The following is a 17667-nucleotide window of genomic DNA, read 5'->3' as shown; positions in this document are numbered from 1 at the left end:
CTCACAACGTCTCACCCTCTCCCCGTACGTGCCGATGGAGCGGTGTTCCAGTTCGAGTCCGGGGAGGGGGCACACGTGATCACTGTCGTGCTGTGCGTGCTCTTCCTGGCCGCCGCCGTGGTCTCGACCGGCATCGCGGTGGTGGCGTGGCGGCGCCGCCGGACCGCGGCCGGATTCGGCGCGACCGCGTTCCTCAACACCGGGCTGGCCGGCTGGGCGTCGACCGACGCGATCGAGATGACGCTGCGCGACGGCCGCCTGTTCCACGCCACGGCCACGATCTCGTTCGTCTTCGTCTGCACCGTCGTCGTCGGCTGGCTGGTGATGTCGTACGCGCTGGCCGACCGCACCTGGCACCCGAGCCGGCGGTTCATCGCGCTGATCTCCATCGAGCCGGCGCTCTGCGTGCTCGCGGTCGCCACCAACCCGTGGCACCTGCAGTTCTTCGTCGGCCTGCAGAACACCGGCTTCGACGGCGGGCTGGTCCCGGTCTACGGCCCGATGTTCTGGGCGCACTCCGCCTACAGCTACGCCGTGCTCGGGTTCGCGTTCGTCCGAGTGGTACGGCTCTGGTCGATCACGTCCAGCCGCTACCAGGCGGCCGCGTTCGCGGTGCTGATCTCACTGCCGTCCGCGCTGCTCAACATGCTGGTGCTGGCGTTGCACGGCCGGCTCACCGACCTGACCGCGCTCGGTTTCGCGCTCACCGCGCCGCTGATGTACTGGATGGTGGTCCGCGAGTCGATGCCGGCCCAGGCCCCGGTCGCACACCGGCGCATCTTCGAGAAGATCAGCGACGCGGTCGCGGTGGTCGGCCGCGACGGTCGCATCCTGGACATCAACCCGGCCGGTGAGGCGCTGCTCCGCCAGCTCAACGCGGCCTCGCCGGACGACCTGATCGGTCTCACCATGGCGGACGTGCTCGGCCCCGCCACCCCGCTGATGCCCGGCCGCGACCTGCTCGTCGACGACGACCGCGAGCGCACCGTGGAGAACGCGCAGGGCTCCGGCCTCGACGTGGACATCCGGGTGAGCCGCCTCAACGGCCGCGGTGACCGCTGCATCGGCTGGGCGATCGTCACCCGCGACGTCACCGACCTCAACCGCCAGCGCCGCGAGCTGGAACACCAGCTGCGGACGATCGAACTGCTCCGCGCCGACCTCGCCGAGCAGGCGGTCCGCGACCACCTCACCGGCCTGCACAACCGGCGGCACCTGATGTCCGGCCTGACCCGCGCGGTCGCGGCCGGTGGCACGCTGTCGGTCGCGCTGATCGACATCGACCACTTCAAGAGCATCAACGACGGGTACGGGCACGCCGCCGGCGACGCCGTCCTGATCCGGATCGCGACGCTCCTCTCCGGCGCCACCCGCCCCGGCGAACTGTGCGCCCGCTACGGCGGCGAGGAGTTCGTCCTGGTCCTGACCGGTCCGGACGCCGTCTCCCGCATCGACGCCCTCCGCGACCGCGTCGCCACCACTCCGATCGACCTCGGCGACGGCCGCACCGTCACGGTCACGTTCAGCGCGGGCGTCGCCACCCGCACCGGCCCGGAGACGCCGGAGCGACTCCTGGAGAGCGCCGACACCGCCCTCTACGCCGCCAAACACGCCGGCCGCAACCGGGTCACCGCCGCCCCGCACTCGCTGGCGCTGCCCCACCTACCTAAGCGGTGAGGATTTCCACGGCGTGGTGGACGTCGTCGGTGAGGTGGATGGTGTGGGTCAGGTCGCCGTGCGGGGACTGGGCGAACAGCGGGGCGAGCAGGGTCTGGACCGGAAGGGTCTCGGTCCAGAACGTGCGGTCGAGGAAGATGTAGGCGCCGCTGGGGCCGTCGGTTCCGTAGAAGGTCTTGGTGGCGGCCTGGAAGACCTCCTGGACCGTGCCGGCGCGACCGGGCGCGAAGACCAGGCCGCCCCGGCAGAGGCGAAGGATCTGGTCCTCCCGGATCGCGTTGCTGAAGTACTTCGCCACCCGGCCGGCGAACAGGTTGGCCGGCTCGTGGCCGTAGAGCCAGGTCGGGACGGAGAGGCCGCCGCGGAGCGCCCAGTGCGCCGCCGGGTCGGGGGTGAACTTCTCCCGGACCGCGAGCGCGGCCTCGGTGAACGGGCCGTGGTCCATGAAGTCCGGCGCGGTGGCCAGCGTGTCGATCGCCTCGGCCAGGTCGGCCTCGGGGCGGGTGGCCAGGTAGGCGCCGAGGTTCGCGGCCTCCATCACGCCGGGACCACCACCGGTGACCACCAGGCGGTCGCGCCGGGCCAGCTCCCGGCCGAGCGTGGCGGCCAGCCGGTACGGCTCCGAGCCACGCGCGACCGCGTGGCCGCCCATCACGCCGACCACCGACGCCGCGCCGTGCCCGGCCAGCCAGGCGTGCGTGTCGTAGGCGAGCGCGTTGTCGATGCCGTGGTCGTGCAAGCGCTGCGCGAGCGCCTCGCGGACCTGGGGCACCGCGCCGCCGTTCGCCCGGAAGTGCCGGTAGACCACGGTGTCGTACATGCCGTCGAAGCCGTGCTCCGGGAAGCCGGCGCAGACGTCCTCGGCCGTGTAGAGCCGGGCCGGGTGCGTCGGGTAGGGCAGCTCGCGCAGCGCCGGTACCACGGACGCGCCGCGCCGGATCAGGTCTGCGGCCACGTCGGCGGACGCGAACCGGCAGCCCAGGAACAGCGTGCGGGTCAGCTCGACGCCGGAGAGATCCGGCGGGTCCTCGTCCAGTGCCAGTCCGAGCACGGCCAGGTGGGCCAGCGAGCCGGTGGCGAGATGGCGGTCGAGCTCGGCGCGCGTCTCCACCTCGGACTCGGTGTGGTCGTGGAAATCGAGGACGTCACGCGGCGGAGGAGTCGGCACGTGCTCAAGTTTGTCGCATCCGCGCAAGGGAGAGAGCCCGGCGGACGGCCGCCGGGCTCTCGACTTCCGGGTCCTGGGGAGGCTCCGGACCTCTGTTTGTAGCCGACCGGACGGTCCGCGGACACCGGCCGAGCGCGTGGAGGTCCGCGCCGCTCGCGTGACGAAACACTCAGCCGTTCAGCCAGGCCCGGTGCGCTGGGGCGTCGTACCGGCCGGGGTTAGATGGACGCATGCAGAATCTGATGCCACAGCCGCCGGCCACGCTGCTGCCCGCCGACGACGAGGCGGCGGCCGCGCTCGCCGCCGCCGACAACGACGAGGCGTACGCGCAGGTGGCGGCGCGTTTCCCGACGAACAGCGCGGCGTGGGCGGCGCTTGCCAAGCGGGCGATCGACAGCGGCCAGACCGTTGCTGGGTACGCGTACGCGCGCACCGGCTACCACCGCGGCCTGGACGCGCTGCGCCGCAACGGATGGAAGGGCCACGGCCCGGTGCCGTGGTCGCACGAGCCGAACCGCGGGTTCCTGAGCTGCCTGCACGAGCTGGCCCGGGCCGCCGACGCGATCGGCGAGGCGGACGAGGCGGCCCGCTGCGCCCAGTTCCTCCGGGACAGCGACCCGGTCGCCGCGGACGCGCTCGCCGGCGCCTGACACCGGTCCGGGCCGGGGCACGAGGCCCCGGCCCGGCTCCCTACAGTCCTTCCGCGACCGCTGCGGCGATCTTGAGCCAGGCGTCGCGGGTGGCGGAGGAGAGCGTGCCGTAACGGATCGGCTCGCCGGTGTCGACGCTCCGCTCGTACGGGGCGGACAGCACGATCCGGGTCCGGGCCGCGAAGTGCCGGAAGATCGCTTCGGTGTCCAGGTCGCGCTTGGTCGACGGGGACGACACGATCGTCACCGCCTGCCGGACCAGCCGCTGCCGCCCGGTCTGCTCCAGGTGGTCGAGCATCCGGGCCGCGGTCTCCGCCGAGTCGTTACGGGCCGACATGGTGACCACGAGCTGGTCGGTCGCGTCGATCGCGGCCTGCCAGTTCTGCGCGCGCACGTTGTTACCGGTGTCCACGAAGATCAGCTTGTAGAACCGGCTGACCACGTCGCGGATCTCGGCGAACGCCTCCGCGGTCAGGATCTCGCCCGCGGTCGCGGACTCGTCGGACGCGAGCACGTCGAACATGCCCTCGCCCTGCGCCCGCACGTACTGCGACAGGTCGCCGACCCGGCCGCTCGCGCCCTGGAAGCTGACCAGGTCGCGGAGCATGTCCCGGACCGTACGCGCGTGGAAGTCCTGCTGCGCGCGCATGCCGAGCGTGCCCTGGGTCTCGTTGTTGTCCCAGGCCAGCACGTAACCGCCGCGCCGCTGGCCGAACGTCATGGCGAGCAGCAGCACCGCGATGGTCTTACCGGCACCGCCCTTCGGGTTGACGATGGTGACCTGCCGCAGCCCGCCGAAGTTCCGGCGGACCATGTCGATGTCCTTCTTGATCTCCTGCTCGCGCCGACCCGGCGCCAGCGAGAGCAGGCCGAACGTGGCGTGCCGCAGACCGGCGCGCACACCCATCTGGGCGACCGGGTCGGCCGGCTTCATGGTCCGGCGCCGCGCGAAGTCGTCCGCGGTCGGCGTCGGCTCGTGCGCGTCCGGCTCCCAGCCGGTGTCCGGCACCGGCGGCTGGCCCTCCTGCGGCGGGAACGGCACCGGCGGGTACGCGGTCCCCTGCTGGTGGTGGGCGATCTGCTGCTGCCACGGCGGCTGCGGCTGGTTCGGGGACGGGAACGCCGGCGCGGTGGTCGGGTCCGGGTAGGGCGGCCGCTCCAGCGTGGGCGGGCGCGGGAAGTCGGGCCGCGGTGCGGCACCGTCGTTCGCCGGCTGCCCGTCCTCGGGCGGCGTGCTGTCGCCGCCGTCGGCCGGCGGCGTGCTCGTCACCTCGGGCACCGAAAGATCAGGACCCGGGAAAGCAACCGGGGGTACGGGCGGGAGCACGCCCTGCTGGTGCACCGGTGGGTACTGCGGGTGGTGCTGCTGGTGGACGATCGGCGGCTGCTGGTGGTGCACCGGCCCCGGCGGCTGCACCGGCGGCTGATGCATCGGGTACTGCGGCTGCGGCCCGGGCGCATGCTGGTTCGGATACTGCGGCCCCGAGTACGGCGGCCCGGGGTGTTGCGGCCCAGGGTGCTGCGGAACCTGCTGCTGCGGACCGGGGTACTGCGGTCCCGGGTACGGCTGGTTCGGGAACTGCGGCCCCGGCGGCTGCTGGTTCGGGAACTGCGGCCCGGGCGCTTGCTGGTTCGGATACTGCGGGCCCGGTCCCGGCGGAGTCGGGCCGGGACCCGGGTAGGCCGGGCCCGGCGGCACCGGACCCGGGTAGGCCGGGCCCGGCGGCATCGGACCCGGACCCGGGTAGGCGGGGTTCGGCCCCGGCGGGATCGGTCCGGGCACGACGACGCGGCCCTGCGCCCGCGTGTCCGGCCCCGGCGGCGGACCGGGTAGCGGCGGCGGACCGGGCACCGAAGGCGGACCGGGTAGCGGCGGCGGAACGGGCAGCGGCGGGGCGGGCGTCGGAAGTGCGGGCGGCCCGGAATCGGGCGCCGGCCGTACCGTTGCGTCCTGAGCTTGATCTTGCGGGGCCGGCACGGGCACGCTGGCGCGATTCGTGGTCGGTGGAGCCGGCGGCGGCGCCACCGGCTTGTTCTGCTGCGAGTCCGCCGGCGACGGATCCTGGTCGTCCGGAGACCAGAACGGCTCGTCGTCTTCCGTGTCCGACGAGAAACTATTGACCACCGCGCACTGCCTCCCCTAGTTGACGTACGCCGCCCACGCGCCCGCCTCGGTCCACCAGGACCTCTTGCGGTTCAGCGTGCCGGCCACCCCGTCGTCAATGAACTGCACTTCTCCGTCCCGCGGCAGCACGGACGCCGCACGGCCGCGGGCCCGCCGGACCTCGATCCGGAGCCGGGGCCTGCGGAACCGGGCCTTGGTCCGGACCGGCACCGCCACGGCCACCTCGACCGTGCCGTCACCCGGATCGGCGCCGCTGAGCAGCGGGAGTCCGTCCAGGCTCGCGTAGCCGGCCGCGTTGCCGACCGCACACGCCAGGATTCCCTCTTCCCCGTCACTCAACACCGTGTCGTCCACCTGCACTCTGCCCCGCCAGGGCAAGGGCTTGCCGTCCTCACTCTTACCGCCGAGTAGCGTTCCGTCCAGCGTGACGGATCCCGCATCGGTGCGCAGCAGGTCGATACGCCGGGTGCGGTCGCCGAGCACCGCGGCAGCGACCGCGGCCGGCTCCCGGGGCAGGCCGAGCTGGGCGGCCAGGTCGTCCGGCGTGCCGGCTCGGACCGGGTCGAGCGGCAGCACGCCGAGCGCCGGCAGATCCGGCACGGTACGCGACTCGGGCAGATCGGCCGGGCGCTTGCTGGGCGGCGGCGCGAACCGGCGGACCAGGCGGCGGACCACGGCGCGGATCTGCGCGTCGGACGCGGCCGCGATCACGACCCGGGTCTTGCTCTCCGGGTCGGGCCAGGTCAGGCCGTCCGCGCGCGGCGGGCCGTCCAGCCGGGCGAGCACCTCGTCGATCTCGGCGTCCGAGCGGGCGGTGACGTACTCCACTCGCGCGCCGGCCGCGGTCAGCGCGTCGCCGCAGGCCAGCACGGGCACACGGGTGCCCGGCTCGGCGCAGGAGCGGTCGACCGGCTCCCGGTCATCGGCGCCGCCGCAGCAGGATCCGCCGAGCCCGCAGGCGTCGGAACCGGCGGGCGCGCCGGAAGCGAGGCTGAGCAGCACCACGTCGTACACGGCCGGTGGCCTCCCGTGATCTTCTCGGCCATCTCCAACGTGGCCGTAACTTCTTGTTAGCCTGACACCTCGGGCTTGCCGTGTGGTCGCCACCTTGGCACCCGAGCCCCTCGAAGGCGGGTTTGCAGATGCCAGCGATAGTGCTTCTCGGCGCGCAATGGGGCGACGAGGGCAAGGGCAAGGTTACCGACCTGCTGGGCGAGCGGGTCGACTACGTGGTGCGGTACTCCGGCGGCAACAACGCCGGGCACACCGTGATCACTCCCGACGGCCAGAAGTATGCCCTTCACCTCATGCCGTCCGGCGCGCTGTCGCCGAACGCGATCATCGTGATCGGCAACGGCGTCGTGGTCGACCCCAAGATCCTCCTCCAGGAGATCGACGGCCTGACCGAGCGCGGCGTCGACGTGTCCCGCCTGCGGATCTCCGGTGACGCGCACCTGATCATGCCGCACCACCGCGCGCTGGACCGGGTGGTGGAGCGCTACCTCGGCTCGTCCCGGATCGGCACCACCGGCCGCGGCATCGGCCCGGCCTACGGCGACAAGGTCGCCCGGATGGGCATCCGCGTGCAGGACCTGCTCGACCCGGGCATCCTGCGCAAGAAGCTCGAGCTGGCACTGCGCGAGAAGAACCAGATCCTGTTCAAGGTCTACAACCGCAAGGCGATGGACGTGGACGCGGTGGTCGAGGAGTACCTCGGCTACGCGGAGCGGCTGAAGCAGTACATCGCGGAGACCCGGACGATCCTCTGGGACGCGCTGGACCGCGGCGAGAACGTGCTGCTCGAGGGCGCCCAGGCGACCATGCTGGACATGGACCACGGCACGTACCCGTTCGTCACCTCGTCGAACCCGACCGCGGGCGGCGCGTGCGTGGGCGCGGGCATCCCGCCGACCGCGATCACCAAGGTCATCGCGGTGAGCAAGGCGTACACCACGCGCGTCGGCTCCGGCCCGTTCCCGACCGAGCTGTTCGACGAGTTCGGCCAGCACCTGCGCAAGATCGGCCACGAGTACGGCACCACCACCGGCCGGGAACGGCGCTGCGGCTGGTTCGACGCGGTCGTCGCGCGGTACGCCTCCCGGCTGAACGGTGTCACCGATCTGGTGGTGACCAAGCTGGACGTCCTCTCCGGACTGGAGAAGGTGCCGATCTGCGTCGGCTACGAGATCGACGGCGAGCGGGTCGACGACATGCCGATGACGCAGACCGACTTCCACCACGCCAAGCCGGTCTACGAGGAGCTGGACGGCTGGTGGGAGGACATCTCCCAAGCCCGCACCGAGGCGGAGCTGCCGAAGAACGCGCGGCGGTACATCGCGCGGATCGAGGAGCTGTGCAACACCCGGGTCAGCGTGGTCGGCGTCGGCCCCGGCCGCGACGAGAACGTGGTCCGGCACCAGCTGATCTGAGTGAGATCACCGGCCGTCGGTAGCATCACTCGGCGTGCGCGTACTTCTCATCGGTTCCGGAGGGCGTGAACACGCCCTCGCCATCGGCCTCGCGGCCGACCCCTCGGTCGAGCGGCTGGTCGCGGCGCCGGGCAACCCCGGCATCGCCCAGCTCGCCGAGCTGCGTGAGGTGACCGCGACCGACCCGGCGGCGGTCGCGGCGCTCGCCGTCGAGGTCGGCGCCGACCTGGTCGTGATCGGCCCGGAGGCGCCGCTGGTGGCCGGCGTGGCGGACGCGGTGCGGGCCAAGGGCATCGCCACGTTCGGCCCGTCCGCCGCGGCCGCGCGGCTGGAGGGCTCGAAGACGTTCGCCAAGGACGTGATGTCCGCGGCCGGTGTGCCGACCGCACGCGCGTTCACCTGCACCACGCCGGCCGAGGCCGCGGCCGCGCTGGACGAGTTCGGCGTGCCGTACGTGGTGAAGGACGACGGCCTCGCCGCGGGCAAGGGCGTCGTGGTCACGGACGACCGGGACGCGGCGCTCGCCCACGCGGCCGAGTGCGGCCGGGTCGTCATCGAGGAATACCTCGCTGGTCCCGAGGTCTCGCTCTTCGTGGTGACCGACGGCGAGGCCGCGCTGCCGCTGATGCCGGCCCAGGACTTCAAGCGCGTCGGCGACGGCGACGCCGGGCCGAACACCGGCGGCATGGGCGCCTACACGCCGCTGCCGTGGGCACCGGCCGGGCTGGTCGACCAGGTGATGGCCGAGGTGGTGGCCCCGACGCTGGCCGAGATGCGCGAGCGCGGCACGCCGTTCTCCGGCCTGCTCTACGTGGGCCTGGCGATCACCAAGGCCGGCCCGCGGGTGATCGAGTTCAACGCGCGCTTCGGCGACCCGGAGACCCAGGTCGTGCTGGCCATGCTGACCACGCCGCTGGCCGGGCTGCTGCGCGCGGCCGCGACCGGCGAACTGGCCGCGCACCCGCCGCTGACCTGGCGGGACGGCGCCGCGGTGACCGTGGTGGTGGCGTCCGAGGGCTACCCGGAGGCGCCGCGGACCGGTGGCGTGCTGACCGGCGCGGAACGGCCCGGCGTGATCCACGCGGGCACGAAGCGGCGGGATGACGGCGCACTGGTCTCCTCCGGCGGCCGGGTGGTCTGCGCAACCGCCACCGGCGCGGACCTCGCCGCCGCCCGGACCGCCGCGTATGCGCTGGTGGAGGGCATCGAACTGGCCGGTTCGCACCACCGCACCGACATCGCACTGGCTGCTGCGGAAAGGCGCGTAACGGTCTGACCTGCGCAAATACATAGTCCGATTCGTCACGTGTGTCACTCTGAGAAAAGAGGGGTAGGGAGCGTGCGAGTTCAGTGGCCGCCGAACTCGCACACGACGTAGGGAGGTGCGCGGTGCTCGACAGAACGGGACCCACCGTAGGCGTGCTCGGCTCGTACGGCGGACTGAACCTCGGCGACGAGGCGATCCTCACCAGCCTGCTCGACGATCTGCGCAACCGGCGCCCGGACGCCCGGATCCTGGTCTTCTCCAGGCATCCGGAGAACACGAGGGCGAAACACCCGAACGTCGAGGTGGTCGGCTGGGAGGGGATCAGCCGGCAGGCGACGGCGACCTCACTCGGCGAACTCGACCTGCTGATCCTCGGCGGCGGCGGAATCCTCTACAACACCGAGGCGCGGCGCTACCTGCGAGTGGCCAAGGCGGCCCAGGAGCGCGGCGTGCCGGTCTTCACGTACGCGCTCGGCGCCGGCCCGCTCACCGAGGAGACGGACTGCGCCATCGTGCGTGACGTGCTCTCCGAGGCGGTCGAGGTCACGGTCCGGGACGAGGAGTCCCGGCTGGTCCTCGAGGAGGCCGGCGTCACGCGCACCATCCACGTGACCGCGGATCCGGCGCTGCTGCTGAACCCGGAGGAGTTCAGCGCCGACATGCTGCGCGCGGAGGGCATCCCGGCCGGGCGGCGCCTGGTCGGGATGAGCGTCCGCGAGCCCGGCAAGGCCGCGGAGCACCTGGACGAGGAGTCGTACCATCAGCTGCTCGCGCAGATGGGCGACTTCCTGGTGCATCGGCTGGACGCGCGGCTGCTCTTCGTGCCGATGGAGCGCGACGACATCCGGCACTCGCACGCGGTGCTCTCGCACATGACCGCGGTGCAGGACTGCCGCGTGCTCTACGGCGACTACCGGCCCCGCCAGGTGCTCGGCCTGATGCGGCACCTGGACCTGGCGGTCGGCATGCGCCTGCACTTCCTGATTTTCAGCGCGCTCAGCAACGTGCCGTTCCTGCCGCTGCCGTACGCCGGTAAGGTCTTTGATTTCGCCCAGCAGGCCGGAGCACCGGCCCTCCGCGGCGTCATGCGTGAGTCGGCCGGCCCGCTGCTCGCGCAGGTCGACCGGCTCTGGGACGAACGACCCGAACGGGTGGCCGACACCAGCGAGCGCATGTCCGTGCTGCGCGCCCGGTCTCGGGAGACCGGGGAACGGCTCGGTGCGGTCCTGGAGAACATCCGCCCGCGCACACTGATCGCCGCGTAAAAAGGGATAGGGGATCGCGAGCGGGGTAGGGGATCAGTCATGACGTTGTCGCCGTACGTGTCGACCGCATACCTCTCCCCTCCCCCGCAGGACGAGCTCGTCGAGTTGCCGCCCCGCCGTGCCCGCCGCGCCGGCCGCACGAACGTGCTGGTAGTCGGCGGCGGGCCGGCCGGCATCGGCGCGGCGCTCGGTGCGGCCGCGACCGGCATGCGGGTGACGCTGGCCGAGCGGTACGGCTTCCTCGGCGGCAACGCGACCGCCGCGCTGGTGATGCCGCTGACCAGCTTCCACAACGAGATGAAACAGGCGGTCGGCGGCGACGACACCCGGCTGCTGCCGACCGACCACGGCGAGGGCGAGCCGGTCGTCGGCGGCGTGCTCTGGACCATGCTCGACCGGCTGCACCAGATGGGCGGCGTGATCAAGCCGAGCCCGGAGACCGGCTACACCGTGCCGTTCGACCCGGAGCTGTTCAAACTCACCGCGTACGAGTTGCTGGCCGAGGCCGGTGTGCACATGCTGCTGCACTCGTTCGCGTCCGACGTGATCGACCTGCCGGACGGTGTCCGGGTGGTCTTCGAGGGCAAGTCCGGCCCGATCGTCATCGACGCGGACGTGGTCGTGGACTGCACCGGCGACGGCGACCTCGCGGCCGCGGCCGGTGCGCCCTACGAGATCGGCCGTCCCGAGGACGGCCTCACCCAGCCGATGACGCTCATGTTCCGGATGGGCAGGTTCAACCACGAAGGCTTCAACGGGTACGTACGGGAGCACCCCGACCAGTGGCGCGGCGTCTACGGCCTGTGGGACCTGATCCGGGAGGCCACCGAGGCCGGCGAGCTCGACCTCACCCGGGAGGATCTGCTCTTCTTCGCCACGCCGTACGACGACGAGGTCGCGGTCAACTCCACCCGCGTCACCGGCGTGCTCGGCACCAGCGTCTTCGACCTGACCCGGGCCGAGCTGATGGCGCACGAGCAGATGGCGCAGATCGTCCGCTTCCTGCGCCGCCGGGTGCCCGGCTTCGAGCAGTCCTACGCGATTCAGAGCGGCGTCCAGGTCGGCGTCCGGGAGACCCGGCGCATCCAGGGCGAATACACGCTGACCGGGGACGACGTGCTGACCGCCCGGAAGTTCGACGACGTGATCGCGCGCGGCGCCTACCCGGTCGACATCCACAACCCGACCGGGCGCGGCACCGTGCTGAAGCGCCTGCCGCAGGGCACGTCGTACGACATCCCGCTGCGCTGCCTGCTCCCCCGCGGCACCGACCGGCTGCTGGTCGCCGGGCGCGCGATCTCCGGTGACCACGTCGCGCACTCCTCGTACCGCGTCATGCCCATCTCGATGGCCACCGGCCAGGCCGCCGGCGTGGCCGCCGCGCTCGCCTCCCGCGACGGCAAGCCACCGCGCGACCTCTCCGTCGACGCGATCCAGCGCGAACTCCGCCACCAGCGCGCCAGTCTGTCCTGAGCCCGCTCAGCCCAGCCGCGCCACCAGCGCGCGGAGGGCATCCTGCAGCTTCTCGTCGTCACGGACGGCGAGCGACGACAGCTGATACCGTTCCGGCAGCGCGAGCTGAGCGCGCAGGTGCGGCAGAGCCGGCGCCGCGGCCGGACCCATCCGCTCCAGACACGTCAGGACGAACGGCGCCGAGAAGCCGTTCTGTGCCCACGCCGCCAGCAGCGTGTCCAGCACGACTGCGGCCTCGGGCCGGTGCTTGGGCACCACCTCGCGCCGGGACTTGGGCACGGCCTCGGCCCCCGGCGCGGGCGCGGCCCCCGGCGCAGGCGCGGGTGCGGGTGCAGGCGCGGGTGCGGGTGCGGGTGCGCCGGTGATGCCCCAGATCGCGGCGGCGGCGTGCAGCCGCACCCAGGCGTCGCGGTGATCCAGCAGCTCGCGCAGGCGGGGCAGCGCGGCCGCGGCGGGCGGCCCGATCTCGGCGAGTGACGCGCCGATCATCATGATCGCGTGGTCGCCGTCCGCGGCGAGCAGGTCCAGCAGCGGCGGGAGCGCCTCCGCCGGGTCACGGCCGATCGTCCACAGCGCGGCCACCGCCTCCAGCCGCAGGAACGTGTCGCTCGACGCGGTCAGCGCGCGGACCGCGTCGAGCGCGGACGCGGCGGCCGGGCCGAAGCCGCGCAGCGCGATCAGTGCCGTGCGGACGGGCGACCACCGCTCCGCACGCGCCGCCCTGGTCAGGAAGCCGGTGATCGCGGGCACCGCAGCCGGGTCACCCAGCTCGGACAGCGCACGCAGCAGCGCACCGAGCGACATGTCCGGATGCTGCTCGTGCGGGTCGAGCCCGGCCAGCCGGGCGGTCAGCCGCGGCACGAGCCGGTCCGCCGCACCCGGCAGCGCACCGGCGACCTGAATCGCCCGCCAGCTGTCCACGTCGTCGTCCAGCGCCACCAGCAGACCGGGCACCGCACGGACATCACCGAGCAGCGCCAGCGCCCGGACCGCCTCCTGGTACGCACGACGGCGCTGCGGATCAGCCGCGAACCACGCGCTGGCACCCGGCCGCGCGACTGCATCGGCCAGCGCGTCGCGGGCCGGTGCGGAGAGCGGCGCGCAGTGTTGCAGCGTCACCGCGGCCTCGGCCGCGACCTCGCGATTCTCCTCGTCCAGGTGGGCGGCGATCCGCATGATGAGCGTCGAGTGGTCGCCGCGCCAGCCCCCGATCAGGTCGCAGCTCATCCGGAGTGCGTCCAGCCGGGTGCCCGGATCCGTGCTGCGCAGCTGCTCGGTGAGCAGCGCGGTGCGATCGGCGACCCGCCCGGCGAGCGTGTCGTGGAACGTGCGGAGCAGGCCGGTGGTCGGCGCGAACACGCGGTTCATCCGGTCCAGCTCGTCGAACATCGCGACGACCTCCGGCGGGGCATCGCCGGTCGGCGGCGTGGGCGGCGGCGAGCCACGCCACGGCCAGGTCGGTGTCACCTCGCGCAGTAGCCGGATCGCGGCCGGAACGGCGTCGTCGCCGATCCGGTCCGGCGCGGACCGGCCCCGGTGCACCACGGCCGCGAGCCTGGTGACGGCGTCCGCGCCGGAGTCGGCGGCGAGGGCGTCCAGCCAGGCGATCACATCCGCCGCACACGCCGGGTGGCGCAGCGCGACCTCGCCCATGGCCTGCACGATCGCGAGCCGGATGACCAGGTCTGACTCGGCTGGCAGCCGCTCGCGCAGCACCGTGGCGGCTCGGGTGCCGTCGGCGTGGATCAGGCCGAGCGCGGGGATCGCGGCGACGCGCACGCGTGGGTCGGGGTCGGTGGCGAGCGCGACGAATGTCTCCGCCCGGTCGCGCAGCACGACGGCCGCTCCGTGGTAGTCGTGGACCGCGTAGTCATGGATCGGCTCGGTGCCGTCGTCGTCGTAGGGGAAGTCGACGACCTCACCGGCGATGCTGGTCAGCAGCGTGACGACCGCGGCCCGGTCCGGCGTGCCAGGGTCGGTGGCCAGCTCGAACAGGAACGGGAGCGTCGCGGTCGTGCTCCGGTAGACGTCGCCCTGGTGATGGAGGCTGCCGTAGAAGCGGTCGATCGCGGCGTCCCGCTCCTCCGCCACCGGCGAGCGCATCGCCAGCAGCATCGCGGGAGTGTCCTCCGCCGGGCCGTAGGCGTGTTTCATCGCGGCCCAGTCGATCTCGTGCAGTCCGTCCAGCATGGACCGCATGATGCCCGGACCCTATGACATTTTCCGCGGCCGCTCGCGCCCCGGGTTTCGGTGACCAACGGCGGGACCGGCAGGGAGGAGCGCCAGCGACGACCGGTGCCCGCGGGAGCATGCGGGCAGTGCCACGCCGGATGCGGGAAGATCCGGTTCCGGAGGTTTTGGTGTGTCAGCGTGCTGCGGGGATTGCGCTCATGCCGAACACTCGGGCACATGGAGATCTTCGTGATCGGCGTGGTGGGCGTGTTGATCATCGTGCTGCTGGCGAATCGGGGCGGCAAGAAGAAGCGCAAGCACGGCGGCGGCTACTTCTCCGGCGGGGACAGCGGCGGCGGCGACGGCTGGGACGGCGGTGGAGACAGCGGCGGCGGGGGCGACGGTGGTGGAGGTGGCGGCGGGGGCGACTGAGCCGGTCAGATGATCGGGACGCGGTGCCAGAAGCCGATCGGGAGGTTGACCTCGTCGGCGGTGGAGATGCCGTTCTCGTCGAGCGCGTTGTAGACCGCGAGGCGCGCGCCGTCGAAGATCATCTCGACGGCGTGCAGCACGCGGGGGCGCCACTGGGACGGCATCACCCGCTCGATCACGTTGACCTGGCGCAGCGCGCGTCCGCGGAGCGCGGACAGTTCGGGCAGCGTGCCGGAGCGCCAGTCCAGTCGGATGCCGGGCCAGTCGAGCGGCGTGGTCATGTCGATCTGGCCCCAGGTGATGGCGCACTCGTCGAACTTGCGGTGGGTGATCTCGACGTTGAGGTCGCCGAAGCCGAGGATGACCGGGCCGCCCGCGAACCAGACGTCGGCGTCCAGGTCCCACATCAGCCAGGCGTCCACGAGCGGGCGGTCCCGGACGCGGGCGAAGCGGGCGCGGTGCGCGGCCGCGAGGGCGCGGGAGCTGAACTGCCACTCCGGCTCGTATCCGTCGATGCCGAGCATGACCCGCGACCTCCCTTGCAGTCGCTAGATCGTAAACGGCCGGCGCCCAGATGGGCACCGGCCGTCTCGGAATCAGACTAAAAGGATTACTTGCTCAGCGTGGTGCCGGTCGAGCGGAGGTGCTCGCAGGCCTCGACGACGCGCTTGGCCAGGCCGTTCTCGGCCAGCTTGCCCCAGGCGCGCGGGTCGTACGCCTTCTTGTTGCCGACCTCGCCGTCGATCTTCAGAACGCCGTCGTAGTTCTTCATGATGTGGTCGACGACCGGGCGGGTGAACGCGTACTGCGTGTCGGTGTCGATGTTCATCTTGACCACGCCGTAGTCCAGCGCGCCGTGGATCTCGGAGAGCAGCGAGCCGGAACCGCCGTGGAAGACCAGGTCGAACGGCTTCTCCTTGCCGTACTTGGCGCCGACCGCCTCCTGGATCTCCTTCAGGATCTCCGGGCGGAGCTTGACGTTGCCCGGCTTGTAGACGCCGTGCACGTTGCCGAACGTCAGGGCCGTCATGTAGCGGCCCTTCTCGCCCAGGCCGAGCGCGGCCGCGGTGGCCAGGCCGTCCTCGACCGTGGAGTACAGCTTGTCGTCGATCGCGGCGGAGACGCCGTCCTCCTCGCCGCCGACCACGCCGACCTCGATCTCGAGGATGATGTGCGCGGCCGCGGACAGGGCCAGCAGCTCCTCGGCGATCTGCAGGTTCTCCTCGACCGGCACGGCCGAGCCGTCCCACATGTGCGACTGGAACAGCGGCGCCTTGCCGTTCGCGACGCGCTCCTTGGAGAGCGCGAGCAGCGGCCGGACGTACCCGTCGAGCTTGTTCTTCGGGCAGTGGTCGGTGTGCAGCGCGATGTTGATCGGGTAGTTCTTCGCGACCTCGGTCGCGTACTCGGCCAGCGCGACCGCACCGGTGATCATGTTCTTCACGGTCGGGCCGGACGCGTACTCGGCACCGCCGGTGGAGATCTGGATGATGCCGTCGCTGCCCGCCTCCGCGAAGCCCTGCAGGGCCGCGTTCAGGGTCTGCGAGGACGTCACGTTGATCGCGGGGTACGCGAACGCGCCGGCCTTGGCGCGGTCGAGCATCTCGGCGTAGACCTCAGGGGAGGCGATAGGCATCGGAGCAACTCCTTGATGTGGTGCGCTGGGTCCGGAACCCCCGGCGGGACCGCGTTGTCCTTCGCCGGAAGTATCCCGCACGCCTCATGTGTCGGGAACATCGCCCTGGAGTTACGGCCACGGGTTTTCCGGGCTTGATCCGGGGAAGGCTTTCGGGTCGTACGGTGAGGTGACGCAAGGAGGCGCTGATGACCTACCCCGAGGATCTGGTGCTGCGCGATCGTGAGGCGCCGGAGGCGGACGTGGCCGAGCAGGCACGCGCGGTCCACGAGGACGACCCGGCGGAGTCGTTCGCGCCGGGCGGTTTCCCGCCGGGTGACGAGGTCAACGAGGCGGACGCCGCCGAGCAGGCACGCGAGGTGCAGCAGCCCGACGACGACTACCGCTGACTCACCGGGTCACGTAATCCGGGTGGGCCCGCGCCCACGCGCTCATCCCACCGTCGCGCAGCGCGTCGAAGAGCGTGTCCGGCAGTTCGCCGCCCGGGTCGGCGCCGGGCCGGGCCGTGGTGATCCCGACGACCGGCTTGCCGTCCAGGTTCATCCCGGCCAGCGCGGTGACCAGCTCGAGTCCGCCCTGGTCCAGGCTGAGCCCGTCGCCGGCGGCGCGGACCAGCTCGAGCAGGCTCGCCCCGGCCGCCTTCGCGGCTATCGCGCGCAGGTAGCGCTGGCCGTTGCGATCCCGGTCGTACGATCCCTGGTCCAGTCCGTAGCGCTGGCGCAGCAGGTCGATCGCGGCCGCGCCGTCGAAGCCGGAGCAGCCCGCGGCGTACCGCCGGTGCGTGTGCCAGGAGACCACCTGCTGGTCCAGGCACAGCTCGACGCCACCGACCGCGTCCGTGATCGCCTCGACCGCGGAGTAGCGGACCGTCACGGTGCCGTCGAACGTCATGCCGGTCAGGTCGCGCACCGTGGCCTCGGTCAGCTCCGGTCCGCCGAGCGTGAACGTGCGGCTCAGCGTGTCCCGCTGATGGCCGGGCACCGCCACCGCCTGGTCGCGCGGCAGCGACACCAGGTAGACCGCGTCCTGCCCGGCCGGCACGTGCGCGACCAGCACGGTGTCCGCGCGCGCGTCGGCACCGTCCCCGTCCGCGCCGATCAGCAGCACGTTGAGCGGGCGGTCCGCCGTGACCGCCGGTGGCGACACCGAGGACGCGACCTCGACCGGCGCGGCGCGGCCGGTCTCCCGGCTGATCAGCGTGGGTACGGCCAGCACCGCGGTCACCGCGAGCGCCGCGCCCACGGACCGGCTGATCACCCGGACCCGACGGCGGCGGCCGGTGGTCTCGTCGATGGCCCGGCGCAACGGCCCCGGGTCCGGCGCCAGGTGCTCGTGGCGGGCGAAGGTCTCCCGCAGGTCGTTCTCGATCATTT

General features: G+C 72.4%; 15 protein-coding genes. 8 read left to right on the top strand and 7 right to left on the bottom strand.

Going from position 1 to position 17667, the window contains the following annotated elements; genetic code table 11:
* The first annotated feature begins 75 nt into the window (after window positions 1–75).
* A complete protein-coding gene (locus J2S42_RS22875; RefSeq protein ID WP_307242260.1) occupies window positions 76–1677 on the top strand; it encodes a histidine kinase N-terminal 7TM domain-containing diguanylate cyclase in 1602 nt (533 codons plus the stop codon).
* Here the strand turns inward: J2S42_RS22875 and J2S42_RS22870 are convergent.
* Window positions 1667–2845: an LOG family protein gene (locus tag J2S42_RS22870; RefSeq protein WP_307242258.1), complete on the bottom strand. Its 1179-nt coding sequence runs from the start codon at window positions 2843–2845 to the stop codon at window positions 1667–1669. The two genes, J2S42_RS22875 and J2S42_RS22870, sit on opposite strands and share 11 nt — an antisense overlap.
* A gap of 230 nt (window positions 2846–3075) precedes the next feature.
* Between J2S42_RS22870 and J2S42_RS22865 the strand changes: the two genes are divergently transcribed.
* Window positions 3076–3495 (top strand): DUF3151 domain-containing protein, encoded by a 420-nt coding sequence (locus tag J2S42_RS22865; protein WP_307242256.1) that lies wholly within the window; start codon window positions 3076–3078, stop codon window positions 3493–3495.
* 40 nt (window positions 3496–3535) lie between these two features.
* Here J2S42_RS22865 and J2S42_RS22860 read toward each other — a convergent pair whose 3' ends face one another.
* Window positions 3536–4927: a MinD/ParA family ATP-binding protein gene (locus J2S42_RS22860; RefSeq protein ID WP_307242254.1), complete on the bottom strand. Its 1392-nt coding sequence runs from the start codon at window positions 4925–4927 to the stop codon at window positions 3536–3538.
* A gap of 708 nt (window positions 4928–5635) precedes the next feature.
* Complete coding sequence (locus J2S42_RS22855; RefSeq protein ID WP_307242252.1) at window positions 5636–6634, bottom strand: diacylglycerol kinase family protein; 999 nt, start codon at window positions 6632–6634, stop codon at window positions 5636–5638.
* Between the two features lie 128 nt (window positions 6635–6762).
* Here J2S42_RS22855 and J2S42_RS22850 point away from each other — a divergent pair, with 128 nt between their 5' ends.
* The 4 genes from J2S42_RS22850 (at window position 6763) to J2S42_RS22835 (ending at window position 12054) form a co-directional block, all read left to right on the top strand.
* Window positions 6763–8049, top strand: coding sequence for an adenylosuccinate synthase (locus tag J2S42_RS22850; RefSeq protein ID WP_307242251.1), 1287 nt, complete (start codon window positions 6763–6765; stop codon window positions 8047–8049).
* 34 nt (window positions 8050–8083) lie between these two features.
* Complete coding sequence (gene purD, locus J2S42_RS22845) at window positions 8084–9325, top strand: phosphoribosylamine--glycine ligase (RefSeq protein ID WP_307242249.1); 1242 nt, start codon at window positions 8084–8086, stop codon at window positions 9323–9325.
* Between the two features lie 113 nt (window positions 9326–9438).
* Window positions 9439–10581, top strand: a complete 1143-nt coding sequence (locus J2S42_RS22840) for a polysaccharide pyruvyl transferase family protein (protein ID WP_307242247.1) — start codon at window positions 9439–9441, stop codon at window positions 10579–10581.
* A gap of 39 nt (window positions 10582–10620) precedes the next feature.
* Window positions 10621–12054 carry an FAD-dependent oxidoreductase gene (locus J2S42_RS22835; RefSeq protein ID WP_307242246.1) on the top strand — a complete coding sequence of 478 codons (1434 nt, stop codon included), beginning with the start codon at window positions 10621–10623 and terminating at the stop codon, window positions 12052–12054.
* Window positions 12055–12060: 6 nt separating this feature from the next.
* Here J2S42_RS22835 and J2S42_RS22830 read toward each other — a convergent pair whose 3' ends face one another.
* Entirely contained in the window at window positions 12061–14244 is a 2184-nt protein-coding gene (locus J2S42_RS22830; RefSeq protein ID WP_307242244.1) for a HEAT repeat domain-containing protein, read from the bottom strand.
* 219 nt (window positions 14245–14463) lie between these two features.
* On the opposite strand from J2S42_RS22830, the gene J2S42_RS22825 reads away from it, so the two are divergent.
* The gene (locus J2S42_RS22825; protein ID WP_307242242.1) at window positions 14464–14658 is read left to right on the top strand and encodes a hypothetical protein; all 195 of its coding nucleotides are present in this window, start codon (window positions 14464–14466) and stop codon (window positions 14656–14658) included.
* Window positions 14659–14663: 5 nt separating this feature from the next.
* Here J2S42_RS22825 and J2S42_RS22820 read toward each other — a convergent pair whose 3' ends face one another.
* Both J2S42_RS22820 and fbaA read right to left on the bottom strand, forming a co-directional pair.
* On the bottom strand, window positions 14664–15182 hold the full coding sequence (locus J2S42_RS22820; RefSeq protein WP_307242241.1) for a hypothetical protein: 519 nt from the start codon (window positions 15180–15182) through the stop codon (window positions 14664–14666).
* An 86-nt stretch (window positions 15183–15268) separates the two neighbouring features.
* Window positions 15269–16294, bottom strand: coding sequence for a class II fructose-bisphosphate aldolase (gene fbaA / locus J2S42_RS22815; protein ID WP_307242239.1), 1026 nt, complete (start codon window positions 16292–16294; stop codon window positions 15269–15271).
* Window positions 16295–16482: 188 nt separating this feature from the next.
* Here fbaA and J2S42_RS22810 point away from each other — a divergent pair, with 188 nt between their 5' ends.
* A complete protein-coding gene (locus J2S42_RS22810; protein ID WP_307242238.1) occupies window positions 16483–16683 on the top strand; it encodes an Rv3202a family protein in 201 nt (66 codons plus the stop codon).
* A 1-nt stretch (window position 16684) separates the two neighbouring features.
* Here the strand turns inward: J2S42_RS22810 and J2S42_RS22805 are convergent, their stop codons facing one another.
* Window positions 16685–17665: an LCP family protein gene (locus J2S42_RS22805; protein ID WP_307242236.1), complete on the bottom strand. Its 981-nt coding sequence runs from the start codon at window positions 17663–17665 to the stop codon at window positions 16685–16687.
* Between the last annotated feature and the right edge of the window lie 2 nt (window positions 17666–17667).

This window comes from Catenuloplanes indicus (genome assembly GCF_030813715.1).
In the GTDB taxonomy this organism is placed as follows: Bacteria; Actinomycetota; Actinomycetes; order Mycobacteriales; family Micromonosporaceae; genus Catenuloplanes; species Catenuloplanes indicus.
This window is presented reverse-complemented; position numbering and strand designations above follow the sequence as displayed.

Excerpts from the sequence above, each read along its gene's own strand:
- J2S42_RS22865 (WP_307242256.1), top strand. The coding sequence starts at position 3,076 with ATGCAGAATCTGATGCCACAGCCGCCGGCCACGCTGCTGCCCGCCGAC.
- J2S42_RS22860 (WP_307242254.1), bottom strand. The coding sequence starts at position 4,927 with ATGCATCAGCCGCCGGTGCAGCCGCCGGGGCCGGTGCACCACCAGCAG.
- J2S42_RS22850 (WP_307242251.1), top strand. The coding sequence starts at position 6,763 with ATGCCAGCGATAGTGCTTCTCGGCGCGCAATGGGGCGACGAGGGCAAG.
- J2S42_RS22835 (WP_307242246.1), top strand. The coding sequence starts at position 10,621 with ATGACGTTGTCGCCGTACGTGTCGACCGCATACCTCTCCCCTCCCCCG.
- J2S42_RS22830 (WP_307242244.1), bottom strand. The coding sequence starts at position 14,244 with ATGCTGGACGGACTGCACGAGATCGACTGGGCCGCGATGAAACACGCC.
- J2S42_RS22825 (WP_307242242.1), top strand. The coding sequence starts at position 14,464 with ATGGAGATCTTCGTGATCGGCGTGGTGGGCGTGTTGATCATCGTGCTG.
- J2S42_RS22820 (WP_307242241.1), bottom strand. The coding sequence starts at position 15,182 with ATGCTCGGCATCGACGGATACGAGCCGGAGTGGCAGTTCAGCTCCCGC.
- fbaA (WP_307242239.1), bottom strand. The coding sequence starts at position 16,294 with ATGCCTATCGCCTCCCCTGAGGTCTACGCCGAGATGCTCGACCGCGCC.
- J2S42_RS22810 (WP_307242238.1), top strand. The coding sequence starts at position 16,483 with ATGACCTACCCCGAGGATCTGGTGCTGCGCGATCGTGAGGCGCCGGAG.
- J2S42_RS22805 (WP_307242236.1), bottom strand. The coding sequence starts at position 17,665 with ATGATCGAGAACGACCTGCGGGAGACCTTCGCCCGCCACGAGCACCTG.